Annotated in this window: 2 protein-coding genes and 1 pseudogene; 2 read left to right on the forward strand and 1 reads right to left on the reverse strand. The window is 68.2% G+C overall.

Annotated elements, in window-relative coordinates:
• Nucleotides 1-333 (forward strand): c-type cytochrome (locus F3J15_RS37105; RefSeq protein ID WP_166897743.1); only part of this gene is annotated, 333 nt, incomplete at its 5' end.
• A 117-nt stretch (nucleotides 334-450) separates the two neighbouring features.
• Here F3J15_RS37105 and F3J15_RS37110 read toward each other — a convergent pair.
• On the reverse strand, nucleotides 451-2538 hold the full coding sequence (locus F3J15_RS37110; RefSeq protein ID WP_166897745.1) for a UvrD-helicase domain-containing protein: 2088 nt from the start codon (nucleotides 2536-2538) through the stop codon (nucleotides 451-453).
• Between the two features lie 310 nt (nucleotides 2539-2848).
• On the opposite strand from F3J15_RS37110, the pseudogene F3J15_RS38035 reads away from it, so the two are divergent.
• Nucleotides 2849-2975: pseudogene (locus F3J15_RS38035) on the forward strand (SGNH/GDSL hydrolase family protein); the annotation flags it as partial.

The raw sequence follows: 2975 nt of genomic DNA on the forward strand, positions 1-2975 counted from the left end.
GCCGCCAGCGCACAAGTCGCCGCGGCCCAGGCTGCGATCGCCGCGATCCCGAAGGCCGGTGAAGCGCCCGCGGCAGCGGCCGCCCCGGCCGGCGCCGACGCCGGCAAGGCGCTGTACACGTCGACCTGTCAGGCCTGCCACGCGGCGGGCGTGCTCGGCGCGCCGAAGTTCGGCAGCAAGGAAGACTGGGCGCCGCGCCTGAAGGACTCGATGGACACGGTCTACAACTACGCGTTGCACGGCAAGGGCGCGATGCCGCCGAAGGGCGGGTCGAACGCGTCGGACGCCGACGTGAAGGCCGCCGTCGACTACATGGTCAACGCGTCGAAGTAACCCCACCCGGCCGTCAGTAAAAAACCCCCGCGACGCATACGCATCGCGGGGGTTTTGTTTTGTCGGCGGACCGCCGGACCACCGGACCGCCGTGCGCGCGGCGGCGGCACCGCCAGGTCACTTCTGCAGCAACGCCTTCAGGCTCGCGAGCCGATCCTTCGGCGACATCGGCGCCTCTTCCGGCGTGGGCGGCGGCGCATCGTCGAGCCCCATCTCCGGGATGAAGCGCGACGGTTCGCACACGACCGTCTCGCGCGCCCGCTTGCGTTTCTTGCACCAGTTCAGGTGCAGGCTGCGCTGCGCGCGCGTGATCGCGACGTACATCAGCCGGCGCTCCTCCTCGATCCGCTCGTTGTCGATCGGGCCGTCATCCTCGGAGCTGCCGCGGTGCGGCATGATGCCTTCCTCGACGCCGACCAGGAACACGTGCGGATACTCGAGCCCCTTCGACGCGTGGACGGTCGACAGCCGCACGGCGTCCGGATCTTCATCCTTGCCCTCGAGCATCGACATCAGCGCGACGGTCTGGATCAGGCCGAGCAGGTTCTTGCCCGTATCGGCGAGCCCGTCCGCGTTGTGGAAGCCTTCCGCCTCGCCGTCGACGGCCTCCTTCTCGGGCTTGGTGCCCTTGCGCTTCAGCCATTCGAGGAATTCGAGCACGTTCTGCCACTTCGACTGCGCCTGCCGTTCGTCGAACGCGTCGTACAGGTACGCCTCGTAGTGGATCGCCTCCATCATGTCGTCGAGCACGGCAGTGGCAGGATCCTTGTCCGCACGCTCGGTCAGGCGCTGGATGAAGTCGCAGAACATCCGCAACGGCTCGACCTGGCGCGCGGACAGCCGCGCCTCGATCCCGCCCATGTACACGGCCTCGAACAGCGACACCTTCGCCTGGCCCGCGAACGAGCCGAGCGCTTCGAGCGTCGTGTTGCCGATCCCGCGGCGCGGCGTGGTGACCGCGCGGATGAAGGCGGGATCGTCGTCGGCGTTCGCGATCAGCCGCAGGTACGCGCACAGATCCTTGATCTCGGCCTTGTCGAAGAACGACTGGCCGCCCGACAGCACGTACGGGATCCGCTCGCGGCGCAGCACCTGCTCGAAGATCCGCGCCTGGAAGTTGCCGCGATACAGGATCGCGTAGTCGCGGAACTGCGCGCGCCGCTCGAACTTGTGCGCGGACAGCCGGAACACGACCGATTCGGCTTCGTGCTCTTCGTCGTTGCACGGCGTGACGGTGATCGAATCGCCCATCCCGTGCTCGGACCACAGCTTCTTCTCGAACAGCTTCGGGTTGTTCGCGATCACGTTGTTCGCGGCAGTGAGGATGCGCACCGTCGACCGGTAGTTCTGCTCGAGCTTGATCACGTGCAGCTTCGGGAAATCCTTGCCGAGCTGCGCGAGGTTCTCGAGCGTCGCGCCGCGCCAGCCGTAGATCGCCTGGTCGTCGTCGCCCACCGCCGTGAACGCCGCGCGCGGGCCGGCGAGCTGCTTCAGCAGCTCGTACTGGCACGCGTTGGTGTCCTGGTACTCGTCGATCAGCAGGTAGCGCAGCTTGTTCTGCCAGCGGTCGCGCACGGGCTCGTTCTTCGCGAACAGCTCGGCGGGCAGGCGGATCAGGTCGTCGAAGTCGACCGCCTGGTACGCATGCAGCGTCGCGACGTAGTTGCGGTAGACCAGCGCGGCCTGGTGCTCGTCCTCGTTGGCCGCGATCGTCATCGCCTCCTCGGGCATGATCAGGCCGTTCTTCCACAGCGAGATGGTGCTCTGGATCTTGCGGATCAGGCCCTTGTCAGTCGTGCCGATCTGCTCCTGGATCATCCCGAAGCAGTCGTCCGAATCCATGATCGAGAACTGCGGCTTCAGGCCGACGTGCTCGGCCTCCTGGCGCAGGATCTGCACACCCAGCGAGTGGAAGGTGCAGACGGTGAGCTGGTTGACGGGCACCTTGCGGCCTTCCTTGCCGGGCGTGGTGAGCGTCTTGCCCTCGAGCAGCTTCGACACGCGCTCGCGCATTTCGGCGGCCGCCTTGTTCGTGAACGTGACGGCGGCGATGTGGCGCGGCTCGAAGCCTTTCGCTTCGATCAGGTGCGCGATCTTCTGCGTGATCACGCGGGTCTTGCCGCTGCCCGCGCCGGCGAGCACGAGACAGGGACCGTCGAGGTAGCGCACCGCTTCGTTCTGGGCGGGATTCAGGCCTGCGGACATGATGGCGGATGGTGTTGCGGTTGACGGCGGAACGCCGGGAGGATGCCGTGCGCGGCGGGCTGGCGAAGCAAGCGGACACGCGGGCAGGACGCGCATGTTAACACGTCGGCGCCGCGCTTTTCGGGAGCGCCGCCGGGCGGGGGCGAGCAGCCTTGCCAGGCGGGCGCCCCCTGTCCGTTCGGTGCGGTCTTGCCTGTCCGCTCGGCCAATCCGGCCCCGTCCGCGCGGCGATCGGACACAATACGCACTCCCCCGGCACCACCCGCGCCGGGCCGATTCAATCCACCTGAACCATCACTGGAGCGACCTGATGGGATACCCGTTCGCCACCGCTGCCCTCGGCCCGCTGCTGTTCGCGCAGGGGCGCTACGTGCGCCGCGTCACGCCGCGGCTGCCCGAGGCGGCCGGCCCGCGCGACGGCGTGGCGGGCGACGGCC

Source organism: Burkholderia sp. Ap-955, from assembly GCF_011753045.1.
In the GTDB taxonomy this organism is placed as follows: domain Bacteria; phylum Pseudomonadota; class Gammaproteobacteria; order Burkholderiales; family Burkholderiaceae; genus Burkholderia; species Burkholderia lata_D.